The organism is Enterobacter sp. PL_is379, assembly GCF_055817355.1.
The window spans coordinates 60478-79026 of sequence record NZ_JBVPGT010000031.1; the positions used below are offsets into that span (position 1 = coordinate 60478).

The 18549-nt window shown below is 56.4% G+C and carries 18 protein-coding genes; 11 read left to right on the top strand and 7 right to left on the bottom strand.

The window, feature by feature from the left end; genetic code table 11:
* The first annotated feature begins 83 nt into the window (after nt 1–83).
* From plsC to AC0TOY_RS16730, 4 genes are all read left to right on the top strand, one after another.
* On the top strand, nt 84–821 hold the full coding sequence (gene plsC / locus AC0TOY_RS16715; protein WP_024906505.1) for a 1-acylglycerol-3-phosphate O-acyltransferase: 738 nt from the start codon (nt 84–86) through the stop codon (nt 819–821).
* Between the two features lie 58 nt (nt 822–879).
* The gene (ftsP, locus tag AC0TOY_RS16720) at nt 880–2292 is read left to right on the top strand and encodes a cell division protein FtsP (protein WP_061714469.1); all 1413 of its coding nucleotides are present in this window, start codon (nt 880–882) and stop codon (nt 2290–2292) included.
* Nucleotides 2293–2423: 131 nt separating this feature from the next.
* Nucleotides 2424–4598, top strand: a complete 2175-nt coding sequence (locus tag AC0TOY_RS16725) for a YgiQ family radical SAM protein (protein WP_473722213.1) — start codon at nt 2424–2426, stop codon at nt 4596–4598.
* A 114-nt stretch (nt 4599–4712) separates the two neighbouring features.
* The gene (locus AC0TOY_RS16730; protein ID WP_048990484.1) at nt 4713–5114 is read left to right on the top strand and encodes a transthyretin-like family protein; all 402 of its coding nucleotides are present in this window, start codon (nt 4713–4715) and stop codon (nt 5112–5114) included.
* Nucleotides 5115–5155: 41 nt separating this feature from the next.
* Here AC0TOY_RS16730 and dkgA read toward each other — a convergent pair whose 3' ends face one another.
* Both dkgA and yqhD read right to left on the bottom strand, forming a co-directional pair.
* On the bottom strand, nt 5156–5983 hold the full coding sequence (gene dkgA / locus AC0TOY_RS16735) for a 2,5-didehydrogluconate reductase DkgA (protein WP_048990483.1): 828 nt from the start codon (nt 5981–5983) through the stop codon (nt 5156–5158).
* Between the two features lie 105 nt (nt 5984–6088).
* A complete protein-coding gene (gene yqhD, locus AC0TOY_RS16740) occupies nt 6089–7252 on the bottom strand; it encodes an alcohol dehydrogenase (protein ID WP_473722215.1) in 1164 nt (387 codons plus the stop codon).
* A 195-nt stretch (nt 7253–7447) separates the two neighbouring features.
* Here yqhD and AC0TOY_RS16745 point away from each other — a divergent pair, with 195 nt between their 5' ends.
* Entirely contained in the window at nt 7448–8347 is a 900-nt protein-coding gene (locus AC0TOY_RS16745) for an AraC family transcriptional regulator (RefSeq protein WP_148769371.1), read from the top strand.
* Between the two features lie 48 nt (nt 8348–8395).
* Here AC0TOY_RS16745 and yghB read toward each other — a convergent pair whose 3' ends face one another.
* Both yghB and metC read right to left on the bottom strand, forming a co-directional pair.
* A complete protein-coding gene (yghB, locus tag AC0TOY_RS16750) occupies nt 8396–9055 on the bottom strand; it encodes a DedA family general envelope maintenance protein YghB (RefSeq protein ID WP_024906512.1) in 660 nt (219 codons plus the stop codon).
* Between the two features lie 143 nt (nt 9056–9198).
* Nucleotides 9199–10386: a cystathionine beta-lyase gene (gene metC / locus AC0TOY_RS16755; protein ID WP_048990480.1), complete on the bottom strand. Its 1188-nt coding sequence runs from the start codon at nt 10384–10386 to the stop codon at nt 9199–9201.
* Nucleotides 10387–10637: 251 nt separating this feature from the next.
* On the opposite strand from metC, the gene exbB reads away from it, so the two are divergent.
* The 3 genes from exbB to AC0TOY_RS16770 all read left to right on the top strand — a co-directional run bounded on the left by exbB (nt 10638) and on the right by AC0TOY_RS16770 (nt 13524).
* Entirely contained in the window at nt 10638–11369 is a 732-nt protein-coding gene (gene exbB, locus AC0TOY_RS16760; protein ID WP_473722217.1) for a tol-pal system-associated acyl-CoA thioesterase, read from the top strand.
* 4 nt (nt 11370–11373) lie between these two features.
* Nucleotides 11374–11799 (top strand): TonB system transport protein ExbD, encoded by a 426-nt coding sequence (gene exbD / locus AC0TOY_RS16765; protein ID WP_024906515.1) that lies wholly within the window; start codon nt 11374–11376, stop codon nt 11797–11799.
* Nucleotides 11800–12072: 273 nt separating this feature from the next.
* Nucleotides 12073–13524: a methyl-accepting chemotaxis protein gene (locus tag AC0TOY_RS16770; RefSeq protein WP_069719968.1), complete on the top strand. Its 1452-nt coding sequence runs from the start codon at nt 12073–12075 to the stop codon at nt 13522–13524.
* Here the strand turns inward: AC0TOY_RS16770 and AC0TOY_RS16775 are convergent.
* Together AC0TOY_RS16775 and AC0TOY_RS16780 are read right to left on the bottom strand one after the other, a co-directional pair.
* Entirely contained in the window at nt 13521–13967 is a 447-nt protein-coding gene (locus AC0TOY_RS16775; RefSeq protein WP_473722218.1) for a cytoplasmic protein, read from the bottom strand. The genes AC0TOY_RS16770 and AC0TOY_RS16775 overlap by 4 nt on opposite strands.
* Nucleotide 13968: 1 nt before the next feature.
* The gene (locus AC0TOY_RS16780; RefSeq protein WP_473722220.1) at nt 13969–14373 is read right to left on the bottom strand and encodes a hypothetical protein; all 405 of its coding nucleotides are present in this window, start codon (nt 14371–14373) and stop codon (nt 13969–13971) included.
* A gap of 103 nt (nt 14374–14476) precedes the next feature.
* Between AC0TOY_RS16780 and AC0TOY_RS16785 the strand changes: the two genes are divergently transcribed.
* Together AC0TOY_RS16785 and AC0TOY_RS16790 are read left to right on the top strand one after the other, a co-directional pair.
* On the top strand, nt 14477–14980 hold the full coding sequence (locus tag AC0TOY_RS16785; RefSeq protein WP_023309170.1) for an ESA_00282 family adhesion-associated protein: 504 nt from the start codon (nt 14477–14479) through the stop codon (nt 14978–14980).
* An 81-nt stretch (nt 14981–15061) separates the two neighbouring features.
* Nucleotides 15062–15550 (top strand): TIGR00645 family protein, encoded by a 489-nt coding sequence (locus AC0TOY_RS16790; RefSeq protein ID WP_023333400.1) that lies wholly within the window; start codon nt 15062–15064, stop codon nt 15548–15550.
* A gap of 122 nt (nt 15551–15672) precedes the next feature.
* On the opposite strand, the gene AC0TOY_RS16795 is transcribed toward AC0TOY_RS16790, so the two are convergent.
* The gene (locus tag AC0TOY_RS16795) at nt 15673–16713 is read right to left on the bottom strand and encodes an aldo/keto reductase (protein ID WP_061714476.1); all 1041 of its coding nucleotides are present in this window, start codon (nt 16711–16713) and stop codon (nt 15673–15675) included.
* Between the two features lie 219 nt (nt 16714–16932).
* Here AC0TOY_RS16795 and AC0TOY_RS16800 point away from each other — a divergent pair, with 219 nt between their 5' ends.
* The gene (locus AC0TOY_RS16800) at nt 16933–18480 is read left to right on the top strand and encodes a methyl-accepting chemotaxis protein (RefSeq protein ID WP_473722222.1); all 1548 of its coding nucleotides are present in this window, start codon (nt 16933–16935) and stop codon (nt 18478–18480) included.
* The last annotated feature ends 69 nt before the right edge of the window (nt 18481–18549 follow it).

Sequence of the window (18549 nt, forward strand, 5' to 3'; positions counted from 1 at the left end):
TTAACAATACGCGCTCGTAATAAAGTCCTTACCTGGCCACAGGTGAAGTATAATTGTCAGCTGTTGGGGCTTCAGAGGTCGCTATGCTATATATTGTTCGTCTTATTCTTACCGTTATCTACTGCATTCTGGTCTGTATTTTCGGCTCTATTTATTGCCTGTTCAGCCCGCGTAATCCGAAGCATGTCGCCACCTTCGGCCATATGTTTGGTCGCCTTGCGCCGCTGTTCGGTCTGAAGGTTGAAAAACGTCTGCCGGAAGGGGCGGAGAATTTCGGTAACGCCATCTATATCGCCAACCATCAGAACAACTACGATATGGTGACGGCCTCTAATATCGTGCTTCCACCGACCGTGACGGTGGGCAAAAAAAGCCTGCTGTGGATCCCGTTTTTTGGTCAGCTGTACTGGCTTACCGGTAACCTGCTGATCGACCGTAACAACCGTGCAAAAGCGCACAGCACCATTGCGGAAGTGGTGAATCATTTTAAAAAGCGCAAAATTTCAATCTGGATGTTCCCGGAAGGGACGCGCAGCCGCGGCCGCGGCCTGCTGCCGTTTAAAACCGGTGCGTTTCATGCCGCAATTGCGGCAGGTGTTCCAATTATTCCTGTGTGCGTTTCCAATACTTCGAATAAGATTAATCTTAACCGCCTGAATAACGGGCTGGTGATTGTCGAAATGCTGCCACCCGTCGATACCAGCAAATACGGTAAAGATCAGGTGCGCGAGCTGGCCGCGCACTGCCGTGATCTGATGGCTGAGCATATTGCGCTGCTCGACAAAGAAGTCGCAGAGAGAGAAGCCGCCGGTAAGATTTAATCCGGCGTTGAAGGGAAAACGAATTCCCGCGTTGTTAGTCGTTTCAGATGGAGCTTATATGTCACTCAGTCGGCGTCAGTTTATTCAGGCTTCGGGGATCGCCCTTTGTGCGGGTGCGATGCCGCTGACAGCCAGCGCCGCCGGGCAGCAACAGCCGCTGCCTATTCCGCCACTCATTGAATCCCGTCGTGGTCAGCCGCTTTTCCTGACTCTGCAGCGCAGCCACTGGTCCTTTACCCAGGGGACGCGTGCGCCGGTCTGGGGCATTAACGGACGTTACCTTGGGCCGACCATTCGCGTGTGGAATGGCGATGACGTAAAGCTCATCTACAGTAACCGCACCCCTGAAAATGTCGCCATGACCATCAGCGGCCTGCAGGTGCCTGGCCCGCTGATTGGCGGCGCGGCGCGAATGATGTCTCCCAGCGCCGACTGGGCGCCCGTTCTGCCGATTCGCCAGAGCGCGGCAACCCTGTGGTATCACGCCAACACGCCTAACCGCACGGCGCAGCAGGTCTATAACGGCCTGGCCGGAATGTGGCTGGTGGAAGATGAGGTCAGCAAATCCCTGCCGATCCCGAACCACTACGGCGTGGATGACTTCCCGATTATCATCCAGGACAAACGTCTGGATAATTTCGGTACGCCGGAATACAGCGAACCGGGCAGCGGCGGCTTCGTCGGCGATACGCTGCTGGTAAACGGCGCGCAGAGCCCGTTTGTCGAAGTGTCCCGTGGCTGGGTGCGCCTGCGTCTGCTCAACGCGTCTAACTCGCGCCGCTATCAGCTGAAAATGAGCGATGGCCGTCCACTGCACGTAATTTCCGGCGATCAGGGCTTTTTACCGGCGCCGGTTTCCGTCAAACAGCTGGCGCTCTCGCCGGGTGAACGTCGCGAAGTGCTCATTGATATGACCAATGGGGATGAAGTGTCTGTCACCTGCGGTGAAGCGGCCAGCATTGTTGACCGTATTCGCGGGTTCTTTGAACCGTCGAGCATACTTGTCTCGACCCTGGTGCTGACCCTGCGTCCAACCGGTCTGCTGCCGCTGGTGACCGACAGCCTGCCAATGCGTCTGCTGCCGCAGGAAATCATGAGCGGCTCGCCGGCGCGCAGCCGTGATATCAGCCTGGGCGACGATCCGGGGATCAACGGCGCGCTGTGGGACGTTAACCGCATCGACATCACCGCGCAGCAGGGCACCTGGGAGCGCTGGACGGTTCGCTCGGATATGCCGCAGTCGTTCCATATTGAAGGGGTGTCATTCCTGATCCGCAACGTTAACGGCGCGATGCCGTTCCCGGAAGATCGCGGCTGGAAAGATACCGTCTGGGTGGACGGTCAGGTTGAACTGCTCGTCTACTACGGTCAGCCTTCGTGGCCACACTTCCCGTTCCTGTTCCACAGCCAGACGCTGGAGATGATGGACAGGGGCTCCGTGGGGCAGATGCTGATCAATCCGGCACCGTAAATTGCTTTTCTCCCTCTCCCTGTGGGAGAGGGCTGGGGTGAGGGCAACAGCCTGCATAATACCCCTTCATTTCCCACATTGATCCAGCGTATAATCCCGCTCCTTTTGTCTATTTTTTCTTCGGAAGCATTATGAGCGCAATTTCCCTGATCCAGCCGGATCGTGACCTCTTCTCCTGGCCCCAGTACTGGGCGGCCTGCTTTGGACCGGCGCCGTTCCTGCCGATGTCCCGGGAAGAGATGGACCAACTGGGCTGGGACAGCTGCGACATTATTCTGGTCACGGGCGATGCCTACGTTGACCACCCGAGCTTCGGCATGGCCATCTGCGGCCGTATGCTCGAAGCGCAAGGCTTCCGCGTGGGGATCATCTCCCAGCCTGACTGGAACAGCAAAGACGACTTTATGCGTCTGGGTAAACCCAACCTGTTCTTCGGCGTGACCGCAGGCAACATGGACTCGATGATCAACCGCTATACCGCCGACCGTAAGCTGCGTCATGACGACGCCTACACGCCGGATAACGTGGCGGGTAAACGCCCCGACCGCGCGACCCTCGTCTATACCCAGCGCTGTAAAGAAGCCTGGAAAGACGTGCCGGTGATCCTGGGCGGCATCGAGGCGAGCCTGCGCCGCACCGCGCACTATGACTACTGGTCAGATACCGTTCGCCGCTCGGTGCTGGTGGACTCCAAAGCCGACATGCTGATTTACGGTAACGGCGAGCGTCCGCTGGTAGAAGTGGCGCACCGTCTGTCGCAGGGCGAGCCGGTGAGCAGCATCCGTGACGTGCGCAATACCGCGATCATGGTAAAAGAGGCGCTGCCGGGCTGGCGCGGTGTGGATTCCCGCATCATTGATATGCCGGGCAAAATCGACCCGATCCCACACCCGTACGGTGAAGATCTGCCGTGTGCCGATAACAAGCCGGTTGAGCCGAAAAAAGCGGAAGCGAAGGCTATCGTCGTGCAGCCGCCGCGCCCGAAACCGTGGGAAAAGACCTACGTGCTGCTGCCGTCCTACGAGAAGGTGAAAGCCGACAAGGTGCTCTACGCGCACGCGTCCCGTATTCTGCACCATGAAACCAACCCGGGCTGCGCCCGCGCGCTGATGCAGAAGCACGGCGAGCGCTTTATCTGGATCAACCCGCCGGCGATCCCGCTTTCCACCGAAGAGATGGACAGCGTCTTTGCGCTGCCGTACAAGCGCGTGCCGCACCCGGCGTACGGCAACGCCCGCATCCCGGCGTATGAGATGATCCGCTTCTCGATCAACATCATGCGCGGCTGCTTCGGCGGATGCTCCTTCTGCTCCATTACCGAGCACGAAGGGCGTATTATTCAGAGCCGTTCGGAAGAGTCGATCATCAATGAGATCGAAGCGATTCGCGACACTGTGCCGGGCTTTACCGGCGTGATTTCTGACCTCGGTGGCCCAACCGCCAACATGTACATGCTGCGCTGCAAGTCGCCGCGCGCGGAGCAAACCTGTCGTCGCCTCTCCTGCGTCTATCCGAGCATTTGCGAGCACATGGACACCAACCACGAGCCGACGATCAACCTCTACCGCCGCGCGCGCGATCTGAAGGGCATCAAGAAGATCCTCATCGCGTCCGGGGTACGTTACGACATCGCCGTGGAAGATCCGCGCTACATCAAAGAGCTGGCGACGCACCACGTCGGCGGCTATCTGAAGATTGCGCCGGAGCATACCGAAGAAGGCCCGCTGTCGAAGATGATGAAGCCGGGCATGGGCAGCTACGATCGCTTTAAAGAGCTGTTCGACACCTATTCGAAGCAGGCGGGTAAAGAGCAGTACCTGATCCCGTACTTCATCTCCGCCCACCCGGGCACGCGCGATGAGGACATGGTGAACCTGGCGCTGTGGCTGAAGCAGCGTCGCTTCCGTCTGGATCAGGTACAGAACTTCTATCCGTCACCGCTCGCCAACTCGACGACCATGTATTACACCGGCAAGAACCCGCTGAGTAAGATTGGCTATAAGAGTGAAGAGGTGGTGGTGCCGAAAGGGGATAAACAGCGTCGTCTGCACAAGGCGCTGCTGCGTTACCACGATCCGAAAAACTGGCCGCTGATCCGCCAGGCGCTGGAAGAGATGGGTAAAAAACATCTGATCGGCTCGCGCCGCGACTGCCTGGTACCGGCTCCGACGCTGGAGGAGATGCGCGAAGCGCGTCGCCAGAACCGCAATACGCGCCCGGCGCTGACCAAGCACACGCCAATTGTGCATCAGCGTTCAAACGGTAGGGCGGGAACGAAGAAGAACGTAAAACGTAAGATCGGTTAAACCTGTAACAATGCCCGGTGGCGCTGCGCTTACCGGGCCTACAGGTCAGCGCGTAGGCCGGGTAAGGCGCAGCCGCCACCCGGCTTTTTTCTGCATAAGGATAGGAGGCCAAAAATGAAAATAAGGAAGTTAACAGGAACGATGCTGATTGGCCTGACGTTATGCGGTTGTGTAATGCACCGCCAGACACAGCCAGAAGTGGAAGGACGTCTAATCGACAGCGCAGGTAAGCCAGTCTCTGGCGCTAAAATAACATTAGAGAGGGAGCAAACGCTTTCTGACGACAACGGTCGTTTTGCTTTTCAGAGCCAGCATGAGTGGATCTTTTTTCTGCCAATAGGTCCGATGGACTGGATTTATCACACCCCGCTCCAGATAAGTGTCAACGGAAAGGAATATGATGCAGAAGCAGGCGGCGGTCTCGGTGGGCCACATAAACTTGAAGGGAAAGCGTATAACGTTATTTGCACATTGCCTGATCTTCCCGGAGAAGCGAGATGTCAGTCCGGTTTATAGATTAAAACGAGCCCGGCGGAAGACCAGGCTCGTTTTAGGTATTACCCGCCAAACTGATCCGGGTCCGGCCCAAGCCGCTTACCCTTATCCAGCTTCGCAATCTCACCCAGCTCGTCTTTGTCCAGACGGAAATCCCAGACGTCGAAGTTCTCGGCGATACGCGACGGCGTGACTGATTTCGGTATCACCACCAGGCCGTTGTCCAGATGCCAGCGAATGACGATCTGCGCCGGGCTTTTGCCGTATTTATCCGCCAGTTCGCGGATAATTTTTTGATCGAACACGCCCTGGCCACCCTGCGCCAGCGGGCTCCAGGACTCGGTCTGGATTTTATGCGTGGCGTTCCAGGCGTGAAGCTGACGCTGCTGCAGCAGCGGGTGCAGCTCGATCTGGTTAATGACAGGCGCGACGCCCGTCTCGTCAATCAGCCGCTGCAGGTGATGAACCTGGAAATTACAGACGCCGATGCTTTTCACCAGCCCCTCTTTCTGCAGTTCAATCATCCCTTTCCAGGCATCAACGTAGTGATCGATAGCCGGAACCGGCCAGTGCATCAGCCAGAGATCGACGAAGTCGAGCTGGAGTTTTTCCAGGCTCTCTTCCAGGGCTTCGCGGGGACGTTTTTGGTCGTCGTTCCAGAGTTTAGTGGTGATGAACAACTCATCGCGAGGGACACCGGCGCTGGCCAGTGCGGTACCCACGCCGTCCTCGTTTTTGTACGCGGCGGCAGTGTCAATCGACCGGTAGCCGACTTCCAGGGCTTTATGAATGGCGGAGACGACCTCGTCGTTACCGGCTTTCCATACACCTAGCCCCAGCTGGGGCATCACGTTGCCGTCCTGCAGCTTGATTACGGTTTGGTTTGCCATTTTTCCTCCTTCAGGTGCGCATCGCCGGAGGGTTCCTCCGGCGATGGGGTGTGCATTAAGTCTGGACGAAATGTCAAAAAACGAAAGTCGGGGGGACAAAAACGCTTAGCGTGCCGCCTCGTAAATACGACGGCTGACGTCCAGCGTGATGTCGCCGTGCTCGCCCAGATGGGTCATACCGTGCTCTTCGAGTTTCGCCAGCAGGGCAGGGATAGAGCTGCCGTCCAGGCCGTAGCCAGACAGACGCGTTGGCACGCCCAGACCTTCAAAGAAGCTGCGGGTCGCTTCGATGGCGGCATCAATACGCGCATCGTCAGAACCCTCGGTGATGTTCCACACGCGTTCAGCGTACTGCAGCAGTTTGGCGCGTTTGGTGTCGCGTTTTTCGTTCCACAGGGCAGGCAGCACAACGGCCAGCGTCTGAGCATGGTCCAGACCGTGCATCGCCGTCAGCTCGTGGCCCAGCATGTGGGTTGCCCAGTCCTGCGGCACGCCAGCCCCGATCAGGCCGTTTAGCGCCTGCGTGGCGGCCCACATTACGTTGGCGCGAACGTCGTAGTTTTCCGGCTCTTTCAGCGCTTTCGGACCTTCTTCGACGAGCGTCAGCAGAATGCCTTCCGCGAAGCGATCCTGAATTTTGGCATTCACCAGATACGTGACGTACTGCTCAACGGTATGAACAAAGGCGTCGACCACACCGTTCGCTACCTGACGCGCAGGCAGGGTGTAGGTGTAAACTGGGTCCAGAATGGCGAACACAGGCTGAACGTGTTCGTTCATGAATGCTTGTTTGTCGCCGGTGGTTTTACGGGAGATCACCGCGCCCTTGTTGGATTCAGAACCGGTCGCTGGCAGGGTCAACACGGAGCCCATCGGGATAGCGCTTTTGATGTCGCTGCCGCGGGTTTCCAGAATGTGCCATGGATCGATGCCGTCAGCGTAGTGCGCTGCCGCCGCGATGAATTTGGTACCGTCCAGCACGGAGCCGCCGCCGACCGCCAGCAGGAAGGTGATGTTTTCTTCGCGGGCGATTTTCACCGCGTTCATCAGCGTTTCGTAAGACGGGTTTGGCTCGATGCCGCCGAACTCACGAACGTCCAGACCGTCCAGCGCGCTGTAAACCTGATCCAATACGCCGGTTTTTTTCACGCTGCCGCCACCGTAGGTGATCAGCACGCGGGCGTCAGCAGGGATCTGCGCGCGCAGATCGGCGATAGCGTCTTTACCAAACAGAATGCGGGTTGGGGTGTGAAGATTAAAGTTGTTCATTGCTCGTTCCCTTTAGTGGGTGAAAAACCGTGGTGGCGCAGAGGGCGACCTGATGCTGCTCATTGTGGCCGCCCGGGGCTACGCCCTCAATGCACATTCCTGCCGATGTCTTGCCCATTTCTACAGAGCGCTGGAGAAAGCGCGGAAAACAACGCACACTGTCAACGTCGAAAACCGCACCCGGAGTAACGCAAGATGAACCGTGAGGCTATCTGCCAGCAGCTCACTGCGCAGATTAAAAGACTGATAGATAACGAAAATGGCGTCAGTGGCCTGCTTCCTGACATTCGCCTGCTTTATGGCACTCAGCCAGGGACGCGCACGCCGGTCATGTACCAGCCGGGCATCGTTTTTCTCTTCTCGGGCCATAAAATTGGCTATATCAACGAGCGCGTGTTCCGCTACGACACCAATGAATATCTGCTTCTGACGGTACCTTTACCCTTCGAATGTGAAACCTTCGCGACAGAGGCCGTTCCGCTGGCGGGTATTCGCGTCAACGTCGATATTCTGCAGCTGCAGGAGCTGCTGATGGAGATAGGCGAAGATGAACTCTTCCAGCCTTCGATGGCGTCGAGCGGGATTAACTCGGCGACGCTGTCGGAAGAGATCCTCTGCGCCATTGAGCGTCTGCTGGACGTGATGGAGAGGCCGCTGGACGCGCGCATTCTGGGCAAGCAGATTATCCGCGAAATTCTCTACCACGTGCTGCTGGGCCCGGGGGGCGGAGCGTTACTGGCCCTGGTGAGCCGACAGACCCACTTCAGCCTGATAAGCCGCGTGCTCAAGCGTATCGAGAGCCAGTACACCGAAAACCTCAGCGTCGACCAGCTGGCGGCGGAAGCGAACATGAGCGTCTCGGCGTTTCATCATAATTTTAAATCGGTGACCAGCACCTCGCCGCTGCAGTACCTCAAAACCTACCGGCTGCATAAGGCGCGGATGCTGATGATCCACGACGGCATGAAGGCCAGCGCGGCGGCGATGCGGGTGGGCTACGAAAGTGCGTCGCAGTTCAGTCGGGAGTTTAAGCGCTATTTCGGCGTTACGCCGGGAGAAGATGCATCACGTATAAGAACGATGCAGGGAGTCTGACGAAAAACGTAGGCCGGGTAAGCGATAGCGCCACCCGGCTTTGTTGAATTATGCACTGCAGTACTTCTTCTTAATCACCACTGCGATAGTCCCCACCAGGCCCGCCACCAGCAGGAACATCGGCAGCACCATCAGGAAGGTCATCACCTGATCTTCGTGGTGTTTCACGAAGGGGATCATATTCAGCGCGTAGCCGAGCGTCGTCACCACGCCAACCCACAGCAGGGCGCTCAGCCAGTTGAAGAACTGGAAGCGGCGGTTCGACAGGCCGGAAATGCCCGCCATCGTCGGCAGAAGGGTGCGAACGAACGCCAGGAAACGCCCCGCCAGCAGCGCCAGCAGGCCGTGCCGGTCAAACATGCAGGTCGCACGCTGATGATATTTATGCGGCAGCTGCGCCAGCCAGCTTTTGACGACGCGCGTGTTCCCCAGCCAGCGGCCCTGCAGATAGCTCAGCCAGCAGCCCAGGCTGGCTGCGGAGGTAAGGATAACCATCGTTGGCGTGAAGTCCATGACGCCTTTACCGATTAACGCCCCGGCAAGTAAAAGCAGGCTGTCACCGGGTAAAAACGAGGCTGGCAGTAATCCATTTTCCAGAAACAGAGTTGCGAACATCACGAAATAGACGATACCGACGACGTGAGGATCCGCCAGCGCGGCAAAATCGTGGTGCCAGAGCGCCGCAATAATATCTTGAATAACAGCCATGGACTTTCCTGTGGAACAGCAGATATAGCGCTATTGTACTCCCTTATTCGCCCGTCGGGTTTGATCCCGGGCGCAACTCATGCAGACTTTTCCGCTTGCGGTGTCCATAAAAGCGTCCAGGGAGTACATTTTCAGCCAGCACTCTACACGATACGCTCGAACCCTGCTGCTAAATCCGCAATCAGATCGTCAACATTTTCTAAACCGATATGCAGTCGAATCAGGGTACCGCTGAAGTCCACGTCGCCACCGGGGCGCAGGGCCGCAATCTGTTCCGGCTGGTTAGCCAGGATGAGGGATTCAAAACCGCCCCACGAGTAGGCCATGCTGAAGAGGGTAAAATTATCCAGATAGCTTGCCAGCTCGTCATTATTCAGCCGTTTTTTCAGCACAAACGAGAACAACCCGCTGCTGCCCGTAAAGTCACGTTGCCAGAACTCATGGCCTTTACTGCCGGGTAGCGCGGGGTGATTCACGCGCTCAACCTGCGGATGCTGCGCCAGCCATTCGGCCACCTTCAGGCTGCTTTCATGGTGCTGACGCAGGCGAACGCCCAGCGTGCGGAGTCCGCGGCTGGTCATGTAGGCCGTGTCGGCATCCACCATCTGGCCCATCAGGTAGGCGTTTTCACGCAGCTGATCCCAGCAGCGCGCGTTGGAGACCGCAGTACCGATCATGCCGTCAGAGTGGCCAATCAGGTACTTCGTCGCCGCCTGAATCGAGATATCAATGTCGAAGTCCAGCGCTTTGAACAGCACGCCTGCCGCCCAGGTGTTGTCGATCATAACGATCGCCTCTGGCGCTTTGCTGCGCACGGCCTTCACGATAGCCGGCACGTCGTGAATTTCCATGGTGAGCGACCCCGGCGATTCCAGGAACACAATGCGCGTGTTTGGCTGAATAAGTTCGGCAATACCTTCACCAATCAGCGGGTCGAACCAGCCGGTGGTCACGCCGAGCTTGCTGAGAATTTTGGTACAGAAGTCCTGGCTGGGTTCGTAGGCGGTGTTGGTCATCAGGATGTGATCGCCCTGTTCCACGAACGCCAGAATGGTGTTGGCGACTGCAGCCGCTCCGCACGGGAACAGCGCGCAGCCTGCGCCGCCTTCCAGCTCGCACATCGCCTCCTGCAGAGAAAAATGGGTTAGCGTGCCGCGACGGCCATAAAACAGGCCGCCTTTCGCGCGGTTGCGCGTGGCGATTTTTTTCTCCTCAACGGTATCAAACACCAGCGAGGAGGCGCGTTGAATCACGCTGTTGACAGATCCCTGAGTATATTTTTTGCTGCGTCCTGCCTGTACCAGCGTGGTATCAAGATGCTTCTTTGTCATGTTCGCTAACCCTGTTTTTATACGTCTGGACGTCCAGACTACCACGATTGGAAAAAACTGCACCCGCAGGCTTATCGAATAAGCAGAAAATATTAGCAAAAAAACGCATAAGAAATTTTTACTGCGTAAGCGCAAGGAAAGTGAACGAAAATTGCGGCACTATGCAAATACTAATGAGAACTACTATCAATTCGACGACGTTTTGATATTATTACGTTCAGATTTTGTGATTTGCGTCCTGGAGATACAGAGTGGGTAATAATTTGATGCAGGCGGATCTCTCCGTTTGGGGCATGTATCAGCATGCTGACATCGTGGTTAAGATTGTGATGATCGGCCTGATTCTGGCGTCCGTTGTCACCTGGGCTATCTTCTTCAGCAAGAGCGCCGAGCTGCTTTCGCAGAAGCGTCGTCTCAAGCGGGAACAGCAGCAGCTGGCTGAAGCCCGCTCTCTGGATCAGGCTTCAGACATGACCTCATCCTTCCACGCGAAAAGCCTTACCACCCTGCTCGTGAATGAAGCGCAGAACGAGCTGGAACTCTCCGCGGGCAGTGAAGATAACGAAGGCATCAAAGAACGTACCGGTTTCCGCCTGGAGCGTCGCGTGGCGGCCGTTGGCCGACACATGGGGCACGGCAATGGTTATCTGGCGACCATCGGGGCGATCTCACCGTTTATCGGCCTTTTCGGTACGGTCTGGGGCATCATGAACAGCTTTATCGGTATCGCGCAGACCCAGACCACCAACCTGGCGGTTGTGGCCCCGGGTATCGCAGAAGCGCTGCTGGCGACGGCGATTGGTCTGGTCGCGGCGATTCCGGCGGTGGTTATCTATAACATCTTCGCGCGTATGATTGGCAGCTACAAAGCCACGCTGGGTGACGTTGCCGCGCAGGTTCTGCTGCTGCAAAGTCGCGATCTCGACCTGAATGCCAGCTCGGTTAAGCCGGTGCACGCGGCGTCCAAACTGCGCGTGGGTTGATAGTATGGCGATGCGTCTAAACGAAAATCTGGACGATAACGGTGAAATGCATGAGATCAACGTGACGCCGTTTATCGACGTTATGCTGGTTCTGCTGATTATCTTCATGGTGGCTGCGCCGCTGGCGACGGTGGATGTGAAGGTAAATCTGCCTGCCTCATCCAGCCAGCCCCAGCCGCGCCCGGAGAAGCCTATCTACCTGTCGGTGAAGGCGGATAAATCCATGTTCCTCGGCAATGACCCGGTGACGGCCGACTCTGTCATCCCGGCCCTGGATCAGCTTACGGGCGGTAAGAAAGACACCACGGTCTTCTTCCGTGCGGATAAAACCGTTGATTATGAAACCATGATGAAGGTAATGGACACGCTGCATCAGGCGGGTTACCTGAAGATTGGGCTGGTCGGCGAAGAAAAAGCGGCCAAAAAATAGAACGAAAGCTGGCGAAAGCCAGCTTTTTTGTTTTCTGCCACGCAACATCGTTATTATTTTCTGCTGTATATCCCCATTCTTCATATTTCCTTATCAATAAAGCAATAATTAATAATCCATTGATAGTTAAGTAAATATCAGTATTCGGCTGAGCCATTAAAATATATCGTTGGCTGAAATGGCGTCGGGGAATATCCCCACTACGCTTAAAAAAGATAATAAAAACAAACCTTCTTCGAAGGCTCTTTTCACCTGCACAGCAAGAGACTCCCTATGGCTACGATGACATGGCTGTATCCGCACGCGCCTCAAAACGATCTGTTTTCGCTTTCTGCCATTCGACGACGCGCCGACAGGCTAATACTGGTGCTCATCTGGTCGCTGTGGGCCATCTCGCTGGGCGTGGGCTATATCAACGAAAACATCATGCAGGGGGCGATTGTCGGCACTTCACTGGCCTGTTTATCGACGCTGCTGACGATGGTGTTCCCCGGCGCGCTGTTACTCCGCCTGAGCTCTGCGTTTGTGCTAATGGCATTTTCCGCGCTGCTGATTCATCTGGGCGAAGGTGAAACCGAATACCATTTCTCGGTTTTCGTCCTGCTTTCCGCGCTCCTTGCCTGGCGAGACTGGCGCCCGCTGGTGATGGGGGCGGCGGTCATCGCATTACATCACCTGGTGTTCAACTATCTGCAGGAAAACGACCTGTACGGCGTCGTGGTGTTCATGCACACCGGCTTTCATATGGTGGTTTTCCACGGGCTGTTTGTGGTGGTCCAGACCGCGATCCTGGTGCTGTTGGCGATTCGTATGGAGCAGGACGCCCGCTCGGCGAGCGAGGTGGCAAGGCTGGCGGGGGTGATCAACCGCGAACCGGGGTACCTCACGCTGGCCGTCGATGCGGCACCCGCAGAGTCTCCCTTTGCCCGCACGTTCAGCCTGACGCTGGGCACCATGCGCGCCACGCTTGAGCAGGTCAGCGCCAATATTGGGCAACTGCTGGAGGCATCCCGCGCGTTAGGACAACGCAACAGCGCGCTGTCGGAACGTACCGATCACCAGGCAAGTTCGCTGGCGACGGCAGCCAGTGCGATGGAACAACTGAGGGCTGTCGCCACCCTGACCAGTGAAAAAGCCCGCCAGGTTCGGGAGGTGGCATTCAGTACCAGTAACGTGGCGGAGCAGGGAGGCCATAACGTACGGCAGGCGATTGCGGCGATGGAGCACATTCGCGAGGAGTCGCAGCGCATTTACGCCATTCTGGAGCTGATCGACGGGATTGCGTTCCAGACCAATATCCTGTCGCTCAACGCCTCGGTCGAGGCTGCCAGAGCGGGGGAACATGGCAAAGGCTTCGCGGTGGTTGCCTCGGAAGTGCGCGTGCTGGCCCAGCGCAGCGAGGGGGCTGCAAAAGACATTCGCCAGCTGCTGACCGCATCGCAGGCAACCACGCTGCAGGGCGTCGAGCAGGTTGAGCAGGCCGGTATGACAATGAAGTCGATCATTGAGAGCATTGAAGGGCTCCGCTCTCTGCTGGAGGAGCTGTCGCAGATGAGCGAGCAGCAGCGGGCGAGCATTGCGCAGATGAACGACAGTATTGCCAGCATCGATGCCAGCGTGCAGGAGAACGTGCGTCACGTAGCGCAAACGCTGCAGGTGGCTGAAGCGCAGCGGCAGCAGACGGGGCAGTTAAAAGAGGCGATTGCCGTATTCAGATTTAATTAGCGTTGCGGTTCGGAAGGGGCGCTGGCGTCAGACGCCAGCGCGTCCTCATCAAGCGCAACGCAGGTGACGTTTGAGGTGCGGTACTCACCGTCTGACAGTTTGCGCGTCAGGCGCAGAGTGGCGATTTCTCTGGCAAGCAGATACTGGTAATTGGCCTCGAGGCGACCCAGAAGCTTCTCTTTCAGCTCTGGCCGCTGTTCCATGATGGCGTTCATCACGGCACCGTAAATTTCTTCTTTGACCTGTAGCGGATAAATTTCACGGCGATTCTGCCATTTCAGCCGCACCAGCGTTGCCGGGATCGATACCAGGTCCTGGGTAATACGCGTCATCTCGTCATTTTTTGTGTTTCGCAGCGCATCGAGATTTTGCTTTAAGATAAATTCATCACTTTTCTTATCATCTAAAGTCAAATAAACGTCGTTGTTTTTAACTTCCTTCACGTTAATCCTCCCCCAGGCTATAAAAAATTGGGTTGTTTTTTTCGCGCGTAATTAAGTTAAGCCAAATTTCATTGCCCGCTTCGTTAATTTCTTTGGTCTTTTCGGCCAATATTTGACTTAGTTTCTGGGCATCTATTTCTCCTTCGGCCTGCAGATCGTTCAGCAGGTGGACGAAGGCTTCAATTTTTATGGCGCGAAATAAGCGGTCTTTAATATGGCGATCGTGCTCTTCCAGCAACATATTACGGGATTTGCCGGTGCGGGAAACACCAATTAATATATCAGGCTCGAAATCAGAGAGCTTTCTTTTCCCCTGAGTGAAACTGGCCTCTTTTTCTGCTTCCGTCGGTTGCTGTTCCACAGGCGTAATGTGGTACTTAGCCGGGACGAGATAGTCGGGCAGCATTTTTAATTTCCTTTAATTTCAACAGGGTGGGGTTGGTAAAGGCGTGAGATTCGTTGACAATATCATGAGGCAAATTTAAAATCAAAAAAAATGGAGCCTACCCATGAACAGCATCTTTTTTACGGTCATCACATTACTATTACTGACCGCTGGTGTTCTTTTATTGATGCAGGAGTTCAATAAAACGAAAGTGTCGAAAGACACCAGTGAACCCCCGCAACCTGAACTGATGACAAAAGAGGAAGGTGAAGACCATTTCTCTGTATTGATGAACTCCGTTACGCCGGTCTGGTACTGGCGGGTGAACCACGAATATATCGACTTTTTACACGCGACAATTAAGCGCATGAAAATGTCGGAAATTAATGATACGCCCGGACTGTTTGAGGCGCAGCGTCGCTGTAGCGACCTGAATTCAGCCGTGTATAAATATTATGACAATATCAAAAAGCGCTGCCTTAACGGCGAGAAGGTCTCTTATTCCGATCTGGACGTATTAAATTTGCGGCAGTGTTTTCGCGAGTTCAGTCTGGAAGCCTATCCTGAGCTGGTGGCGCTTGTCTGGCCGGAGTACGCCCGTCCCGAGGTTAACCCGGACAACGTCTGAGTGGCGTACTGTTGAGTTATTGCAAACAGTCAGCGCCGTTGAGATATACTGGGCGCTGGTTTCTTTTGCAAACAGGACTTTATGGAACGCTTTTTTGAAAATGCCATGTACGCCTCTCGCTGGATACTGGCCCCCGTCTATTTTGGCCTTTCGCTGGCGCTTGTCGCGCTGACGATTAAGTTCTTTCAGGAAATCCTGCATGTTCTGCCGAACATTTTTTCCATTGCCGAAGCGGATTTGATTCTGGTTCTGCTGTCGCTGGTGGATATGACCCTGGTGGGCGGGCTGCTGGTGATGGTGATGTTCTCCGGCTACGAGAATTTTGTCTCCCAGCTTGATATCGACGAGCGTAAAGAGAAGCTCAGCTGGCTGGGCAAAATGGATGCGTCATCGCTGAAGAATAAAGTGGCCGCGTCGATTGTGGCGATCTCCTCTATTCACCTGCTACGCGTGTTTATGGACGCGAAGAACGTGCCGGATAATAAACTGATGTGGTACGTCATTATCCACCTGACGTTTGTGCTCTCTGCGTTTGTGATGGGGTATCTGGATAAGATCAGTAAGAAGTAAAGTACACTTTACCCCTCACCCTAACCCTCTCCCCAAAGGGGAGAGGGGACTGCTCGGTGCGGCCTTTCTCCCTCTCCCCTTTGGGGAGAGGGCGGGGTGAGGGGCAAGGGCATCAGCCCGCACTATTTCTCAGACGACGCCTGCCACAGATTCAACTCCCCATCCGCAACATGCTGGTCAATCCGCTTGAGTTCGTCCTCCGTAAAGCGCAGGTTTTCCAGCGCCTGAACATTCTCTTCCAGCTGTTCCGGGCGGCTTGCGCCAATCAGCACGGACGTCACGCGCGCATCTTTCAGCAGCCAGCTTAGCGCCATCTGCGCCATGGTCTGACCGCGCGCCTGCGCCATTTCACTCAGTAAACGCAGGCTGTTCAGGTTGGCTTCGGTCAGCATTTTTTCGTTCAGACCGCGGACTTTCTTGCCTTCACGCTGCATGCGTGAATCTTCAGGAATACCGTTCAGGTATTTTCCGGTCAGCAAACCCTGCGCCAGCGGGGTAAAGGCGATACACCCCGTACCGTTTGCTTCCAGCGCATCCAGCAAACCGGTCTTATCGACCCAGCGGTTGAGCAGGTTATAGGACGGCTGGTGGATCAGCAGGGGGATCTTCCACTCGCGCAGCAGCTCGGCCATTTTTTGCGTGCGCCCGGTTGAGTAGGAGGAAATGCCCACATACAGCGCTTTGCCGCTCTGCACGGCGTGGGCCAGCGCAGAGGCCGTCTCTTCCATCGGCGTGTTTTCATCCACGCGGTGGGAATAGAAAATATCCACATACTCGACGCCCAGGCGCTTCAGGCTCTGGTCGAGGCTGGCGAGCAGATATTTGCGGGAACCGCCCGAGCCGTACGGCCCTGGCCACATGTCGTAACCCGCCTTGGTGGAGATAATCACCTCGTCGCGGTACGCGGCGAAGTCCTCACGCAGCAGGCGGCCGAAATTCTCTTCCGCGCTACCCGCCGGAGGTCCGTAGTTATTGGCGAGATCGAAATGGGTGATGCCGAGGTCGAAGGCTTTGCGCAGCAGCGCGCGCTGGGCATCAAGAGGCTGAACGTGGCCGAAGCTGTGCCACAGTCCCAGCGACAGCGCAGGAAGGCGCAGACCGCTCTTTCCACAGTAGCGGTACTGCATATGTTCATAGCGGGTAGCGTCAGGGTACCAGGACATGATGTCTCCTTTTCTTATCGATAATTTTTTGAAACGTCGTTTTCATTCTGAACTTATCACATCACTAAGCGCGAAGATAATGGTTAACGGCGGCTGTGCGACCAGTGAAGCCACGCTAATTAAAAATGATCACAAAACGTTATAATTTCCCTCGTTCCTGCCGATAACGAGAGTAGTACTCGCCTCTGGGCGAACTCACCCTCACGGCAAGGAAGACTTATGAATATGCTCCGTAATTTCACGATCCGCTTCGTCATGCTGGCGATTCTCGGGATCTTTTGTTTAATGTGGGCGGGTGTTGGACTGTACAGCACCTGGTCCCTGTCTCGCGTGACTGATGGCAACGAGGTGGACCGCCAGTTGGTCAAACAGATGACGGTGCTCAGTCAGGGCAACGATCAGTATTTCCGCTTTGTGACCCGTCTGAGCCGAGCGATGGAAGTCAAAGCTGCAGGCGGCACGCCGGATCTGGCCTCTGCCCAGCAGGCGCTGGATAACATGGGCAAGAAGCTGGCTGAAATGAAAGCCATTTCCCCTGGCCCGATGGATGAGCAGATCTCTTCCCGGGTGATCGGCACCTGGCAGGCGCTGCTTGAACAGGGCGTGACGCCGCAAATGCAGCAGGCGAAGCTGGGCGCGCTGGACGGCTACCGTCAGCAGGCCAACAACGTCACCCCACCGCTGAGCCGCGCGTTCGGCGCGGCGGCTGAAGAGTTCAACAATGCTGCCGCGAAGTCGCTCGACAGTACCCGCGTGGTGGTGGACGGCCTGACCAGCATGACCCGCACGGTGATAATCGTCGCCACGATTATCGGCCTGCTGATCCTGTTCTTCACCGACCGTTACCTGGTGGCGATGCTGGTCAAACCGCTGGACCGCATTCGCCAGCAGTTCCGCCAGATTGCCCAGGGCGATCTCAGCCAGCCCATTGAGCCGTTCGGCCGCAACTGCGTGGGCCAGCTGGTACCGCTGCTGAGCGCCATGCAGGACAGCCTGCGTGAAGCGGTCAGCACGATCCGCTCCGGCAGTGAAAATATCTGGCGCGGCGCGACGGAAATCTCCAGCGGTAACAACGATCTCTCGTCCCGTACCGAAGAGCAGGCGGCTGCGCTGGAAGAGACGGCAGCCAGCATGGAACAGCTGACCGCCACGGTGAAGCTGAACGCGGAAAGCGCGCGTCAGGCAAGCCAGCTGGCCGATGTGGCCTCTACCACTGCCAGCCGCGGCGGCTCACTGGTGGAAGAGGTGGTGACCACCATGAGCGGGATTTCGGAAAGCTCGAAGAAAATTGCTGAAATCACCAACGTAATCAACAGCATTGCCTTCCAGACCAATATTCTGGCACTCAATGCGGCGGTTGAAGCGGCGCGCGCGGGCGAACAGGGGCGTGGTTTCGCGGTAGTGGCAGGTGAGGTCCGCAACCTGGCAAGCCGCAGCGCCAACGCGGCCAAAGAGATTGAGGGGCTGATTACCGACTCCGTTTCCCGCGTCGAGCAGGGGGCGAAGCTGGTGGGCGACACCGGCACCACTATGGATGCGATTTTGCGTGACGTGACGGAAGTGACGACCATTATGAAGCAAATAGCCTCTGCCTCTGAGGAGCAAAGCAAGGGCATTTCGCAGGTCGGGGTTGCCATTACCCAGATGGACGGCGTTACCCAGCAAAACGCCTCGCTGGTTGAAGAGGTTTCCGCGGCGGCGGCGGCGCTGGAGCGCCAGACCGAAGATCTTCAGCGCTCGGTGCAGAAGTTCCGCCTGACGGCATAACGCAGCGCTGCAAGGCCGCCTTGTGCGGCCTTACATTATTAACGTCTTCCCCTCCAGCTCGCGCTGAAA